Origin of the sequence: Mesorhizobium sp. M7A.F.Ca.CA.004.04.2.1, from assembly GCF_004022825.1 — a bacterium.
In the GTDB taxonomy this organism is placed as follows: Bacteria; Pseudomonadota; Alphaproteobacteria; order Rhizobiales; family Rhizobiaceae; genus Mesorhizobium.
Genome location: NZ_RZPH01000339.1, coordinates 1 through 5,518 on the forward strand (window position 1 = coordinate 1; position 5,518 = coordinate 5,518).

The 5,518-nt window shown below is 63.3% G+C and carries 3 protein-coding genes and 1 pseudogene; 2 read left to right on the forward strand and 2 right to left on the reverse strand.

What is annotated here, in order from left to right; translation table 11 throughout:
- Both EN893_RS16515 and EN893_RS16520 read right to left on the reverse strand, forming a co-directional pair.
- The coding region (locus EN893_RS16515; RefSeq protein WP_128361650.1) for a DUF882 domain-containing protein at positions 1-919 on the reverse strand (919 nt) is incomplete at its 3' end.
- A 403-nt stretch (positions 920-1,322) separates the two neighbouring features.
- A complete protein-coding gene (locus tag EN893_RS16520; RefSeq protein WP_127270839.1) occupies positions 1,323-2,858 on the reverse strand; it encodes a sigma-54 dependent transcriptional regulator in 1,536 nt (511 codons plus the stop codon).
- Positions 2,859-3,035: 177 nt separating this feature from the next.
- Between EN893_RS16520 and EN893_RS16525 the strand changes: the two genes are divergently transcribed.
- Positions 3,036-4,868 carry a M3 family oligoendopeptidase gene (locus EN893_RS16525; RefSeq protein ID WP_127272612.1) on the forward strand — a complete coding sequence of 611 codons (1,833 nt, stop codon included), beginning with the start codon at positions 3,036-3,038 and terminating at the stop codon, positions 4,866-4,868.
- A 361-nt stretch (positions 4,869-5,229) separates the two neighbouring features.
- Positions 5,230-5,518 (forward strand): annotated as a pseudogene (locus tag EN893_RS16530) (proton-conducting membrane transporter); the annotation flags it as partial.

Consider the following 5,518-nt stretch of genomic DNA (forward strand, 5'->3'; position numbering starts at 1 on the left):
GAGCCTGCTGCTCGGCCACCTGCGGAATCTCGGCGCGCCGCGCATTCTCCGGCGCCACGATGGCAATGCCCGGGAGGTTGCTGGTCTTGGCTGCTGCTGCCGGCTTCAGGTTTCTCGCCTTGGGCGGGGGGGCCGCCGAAGCGGTCTGGACATCGGCGCTGTCTTCGGCCTCGTCGTCGCCGCCGCCGAAGAATGCCGACAGGAAGCCACCTGACTTCTTGCCGCTGCCGCCGGCGCTGGCCATCTCGATGGCCGGCGAGCCTGAACCCTTGCGCGCCTTGTAGGAGGCGAGCGCCTGCTCAAAGCCGGGCAGCGGCCTGCCGTCGCTCGGCACATGCAGCGTCTTGCCATTGGGGAACAGGCTGACCAGTTCCTGCCGGCTGATACCGGGCCAATGGCGCACATTGCCGATATCCATGTGGACGAACGGCGAACCGGATGACGGATAGTAGCCGACGCCGCCGCCCTGCATCTTGAGACCGATGTTGCGCAGCTTCTTAAGCGGCACGCCGGGAATATAGAAATCCATCGCCTTGCCGAGCATGTGCTGGCTCTTCTCGGCGACGCCCCTGCTGCGGCCGCGCAGCATCGAGTTCGTCGACGGCGAGCGATAGCCGCAGATGACCTGGATGTAGTCCGTGGCGCCGGCTTCCCGATACGCTTCCCAGACCAGATCCAGCAGGCGCGGATCCATCTTGGTCGGCTCGTTGCGACGCCAGTCGCGCAAAATGATGTTGATCTTCCTGAGACCCTCGGGAACGTAGCGGCCGTTGCGCTTGTAGACGATCTCGGCCTTCTCGTGGGTGTGGAGATGATAAAGCTTCAGCGACCGTGTTTCGGCGCTGGCTCCGCTCGCAGCCGCGGCAACAAAACCAAAAGCGACAACCAACACTGCCAGCCACTTCGGCCAGATGCTCAAATGATGGTGCCGCCTGTTTGTGTGTCGTTCGATTCTGTTCAAATCAAAAGGCCTTGCAGGCTGCCGTTTGTCCCCGGATTTGTCCAAACGGATGTGGCATTAGCACACCCGAATATCGATCCTAATGGTTAATCATCGCTTATTGAAGCCGAAATGCGGTAACACCGTGGCGATATCCCGTCAAAAATTGTTCACAAGGTTTCTTGGTAAACCGCTGGTTTAGATCAGATTTCCGCCTTCGGCCCGAACACGATCTGTTACCGTTAGCTTTAATGCGTGAACAGAGCTGTCCATGACACAGCCACAATGCCGCCGAAACGGCGATACAAGGCCTGCTGTGGCATTGCAAGCTGGCGTCGGCCTTGTGGCAAGCCGGATTCCGAAGCTCAGCCCGGCATCGCCCTTAGGAGGCGAGCCGGTCTACGCGGCCCGTCTCCGGATCGATGCCGTGTTCCTTGAGCTTGCGATAGAGCGTCGAGCGACCGATCCCGAGTCGGCGGGCGACTTCGCTCATCTGTCCGTTGTAGTGATCGATGGCAAGCTTGATCATCTCGAGTTCGACATCGGCCAGTGCCCGCACATTGCCGCGCTCGTCGAGCGCCCGCAACGTGCCGAAGCGAGGCTGCAGCCTTGCCGGCGGATCGAACGCGATTGCTGGGCCGCCCTCGCCGGGCAAGGCTTCGTCATCGCGCTCCTGCAAAGACTGGGAGGGCGCCGGCGCATCGCCGTCCATATCCAGGTTGACGGTGCCTTCCACTTGCGCCCGTATCTGCGGGAAGTCCTCGGCGGAAAGCACATCGCCTTCGCAAAGCACCGAGGCCCGGAAGACGGCATTTTCGAGCTGCCGGATGTTTCCAGGCCAGTCATAGGCCTGCAGCACGGCGAGCGCTGCCGCCGAAATACCCTGCAGGCGACGGTGCGGGTCGGCCGGCGCCACCTTCTCCATGAAATGGGTGACCAGATAGGGGATGTCGTCGCGGCGGTCGCGCAGCGGCGGCACGAAGATCGGGTAGACGTTCAGCCGATAGAACAGATCCTCGCGGAACTTGCCGTCCTTGACCTGCTGCAGGAGGTTGCGGTGCGTCGCCGAAATCAGCCTGATGTCGACCCTGACGGTCGAGCGCCCACCCACCGGATCGACCTCGCCGTCCTGGACCGCGCGTAACAGCTTGACTTGCACGTCGAGCGGCAGGTCGCCGATCTCGTCGAGGAACAGTGTGCCCGAATGCGCTTCGACGAACTTGCCCGTGTGCTTGTCGGTGGCGCCGGTGAACGAGCCCTTCTCATGGCCGAACAGGATCGATTCGACCAGATTGTCGGGGATGGCGCCGCAATTGACGGTGACGAAGGGTTTCGAGCGGCGGTCGCCACTGCCCTGGATGGCGCGCGCCACCAGTTCCTTGCCGACGCCGGACTCGCCCTCGATCAGGATCGGGATGTTGGATGCCGCCGCTTTCTGGCCAAGACGGATCACCCTGTCCATGGCCGGGCTGTGCGTAATCATGTCCTTGAAGGTCAGGAGGCCGCCGCGCCGGCGCGACGTGCGCTTGACCTCGCCCTCGACGGCCTCGACCTTGAGCGCATTGCCGATCGACGCCTGCAGCCTGTCGGGAGACGCCGGCTTGACGACGAAATCGAAGGCGCCATGACGCATCGCCGAAACCACGGTCTCGATGCCGCCCTGCGCGGTCTGCACGATGGCCGGCACGTTGATGTCGCGCTCGCGCATCGCCTTCAGCACGCCGATACCATCGAGACCGGGCATGACCAGATCGAGGATGACCACCGACACCTCGCGGGCGCCGGGTCCATCGAGGATATCGAAGGCGGCCGCGCCGCCGTCGACGACGATTGCGCTGTAGCCGAACCGCGTCACCGCCGCTTCGAGCAGCCGGCGTTGCACCGGATCGTCATCGACTATGAGTATGGAACCTGTCATGACTAATACGACTATGCCCGCCCGAGGAATCCTGCCCTGTGGACCATCTTGGCACAGGGTTCTAAATAAGGTTTCAAAAAACCCGGTGAATGAATTCCTTAGGATTTGACCGGCTTCTCGTTTCTCCTTGAACCTTGGCCACGGAAGGTGTCGGCAATGCATAAGGATTCTGGGCACATGGGTTCCGCACGGCGGCTGGCGGCGCCGGCGTCCGGTCAGGGCGCGGCCGAGCTGGGCGACCTGCCGGAATGGAACCTTGCCGACCTCTATGCCGGCATGGACGCGCCAGAACTGAAGCGCGACATCGCCAAGGCCGCCACTGACGCGGTCAGCTTCGAAAGCCGCTGGAAGGGCACGCTGGCCGCCGAGGCCGAGCGCGGCAGCGCCGGCAGGCTGGGCGAGGCGCTCGTCGCCTACGAAGCGCTGGAGGAACTGATCGGCCGCATCGTCTCCTATGCGGGTCTGGTTTATGCCGGAAACACCGCTGATCCCCAGCGCGCCAAGCTCTATGGTGACGTCCAGGAGAAGATGACCGACGCCAGCGCGCACCTTCTGTTCTTCGCGCTCGAACTCAACCTGATCGACGATGCGTCGATCGAAGGCGCGCTCGCCGGCGATCCCGCCTTCGGTCACTACCGGCCGTGGGTGCTCGATCTGCGCAAGGACAAGCCCTACCAGCTTGAGGACCGCGTCGAGCAACTCTTCCACGAAAAGTCGATCACCGGGCGCGGCGCCTGGAACCGCCTGTTCGACGAGACGATGACCGACCTTCGCTTCGACATCGACGGCGAGGAACTGACGCTGGAGCCGGCGCTGAACCGTTTGCAGGACGCCGACGGCGAGGTGCGCCGCCGGGCGTCCGAGGCGCTGGCCACGACCTTCCGCAAAAATTTGCGCACCTTCACGCTGATCACCAACACGCTGGCCAAGGACAAGGAGATATCCGACCGCTGGCGCGGCTTCGAGGACATCGCCGATTCACGCCATCTCGCCAACCGCGTCGAGCGCAGCGTGGTGGACGCCCTGGCTTCCGCCGTTCGCGATGCCTATCCGCGCCTGTCGCACCGCTATTACGCGATGAAGGCACGCTGGCTCGGCATGGAGGTGATGAACCACTGGGACCGCAACGCGCCGTTGCCGGATACGCCCCAGGCGATCATCGGCTGGGAGGAGGCCAGGAACACCGTGCTGTCCGCCTATCAGCGCTTTTCGCCCGACATGGCCGAGATCGCGCGAACCTTCTTCGACCGCAACTGGATCGACGCGCCGGCCCGGCCCGGCAAGTCGCCTGGCGCCTTCGCGCATCCGACCGTGCCGTCGGCGCATCCCTATGTCCTGCTCAACTACATGGGCAAGCCGCGCGATGTGATGACGCTGGCGCACGAGCTTGGCCATGGGGTGCATCAGGTGCTGGCCGGCGGCCAGGGCGCACTGATGGCCTCGACGCCGCTGACGCTGGCCGAGACGGCATCGGTCTTCGGCGAGATGCTGACCTTCCGCTCGCTGCTCGACCAGACCACCGACCGGCGCGAGCGCAAGGCCATGCTCGCCCAGAAGGTCGAGGACATGATCAACACGGTCGTGCGCCAGATTGCCTTCTATGAATTCGAGCGCAAGGTGCATGCCGAACGCAAGAACGGCGAACTGACCTCCGACAGGCTCGGTCAGTTCTGGCTCGAAGTGCAGGCCGAAAGTCTGGGTCCCGCTATCAAGCTGCGCGAAGGCTACGAGGTGTTCTGGACCTACATCCCGCACTTCATCCATTCACCCTTCTATGTCTATGCCTATGCTTTCGGCGACTGCCTGGTGAACTCGCTCTACGCGGTCTACCAGAACGCCGAGCGCGGCTTTCAGGACAAGTATTTCGAAATGCTGCGCGCCGGCGGCACCAAACATCATTCCGAGCTTCTGGCGCCCTTCGGGCTCGACGCCACCGATCCCGCCTTCTGGCAGATCGGACTTGGCGTCATCAGCGGCCTGATCGACGAGCTGGAAGCGCTCGACGCTTGAAACGCGTCCCTCAGGCATCGCTCTAACAGTTTAGCCGGAATGCATGTTGGGACAGATCTACTATCACCCTAAATATCTGTTCTTGAAGTACTCTCCACCGAAGTTTTCCGATAGCTTTCCACAAGCTCTATGATAGCCTTCGCTCCAAGCTCAGCCGGAGCGCATGCGGATCGGCGAGGAGAAATCTCAGCCGGCCGTGTCGCTCAGGCGAACGCGACAACGGCCGTTGGCCATGGGCAAGCAAAGCCGATCGCCGCAGCTCGAACCGAAGCCGGCTGTTCTGCTTACCGCGGAACCACCAAGAGTAGTCCTTCGCCGAAGGTCATGACCCACGGCAGACGGATCTGACTGGAGAGAGACAATGGGCACTTTTTTCTACGTGGTCCTGGCGTTCCTGATAGGCGTGTTGGTCGGCTGGTTCCTTTGGGGGCGCCTGCGCGGTGAACTCGACAGCTTGCGCGGCGACCTCGACCGTACACGCAGCGAACGCGACAGGCTGCGCACCGACGGCGACCGCCTGACCGGCGAACTCGATGCATGCGGCAAGACCCGCGCCGACCTCGAGCGCCGGCTGCGTGAAGCGTCGGCCGCACCTGCCGCCGGAAGCAGCGCGGCAAAGCCGGCAAGCCAGGCGCCGGCGGCCCTGATGT

Coding starts and splice junctions, on each gene's coding strand:
- EN893_RS16520 (WP_127270839.1), bottom strand. CDS start 2,858: ATGACAGGTTCCATACTCATAGTCGATGACGATCCGGTGCAACGCCGG.
- EN893_RS16525 (WP_127272612.1), top strand. CDS start 3,036: ATGGGTTCCGCACGGCGGCTGGCGGCGCCGGCGTCCGGTCAGGGCGCG.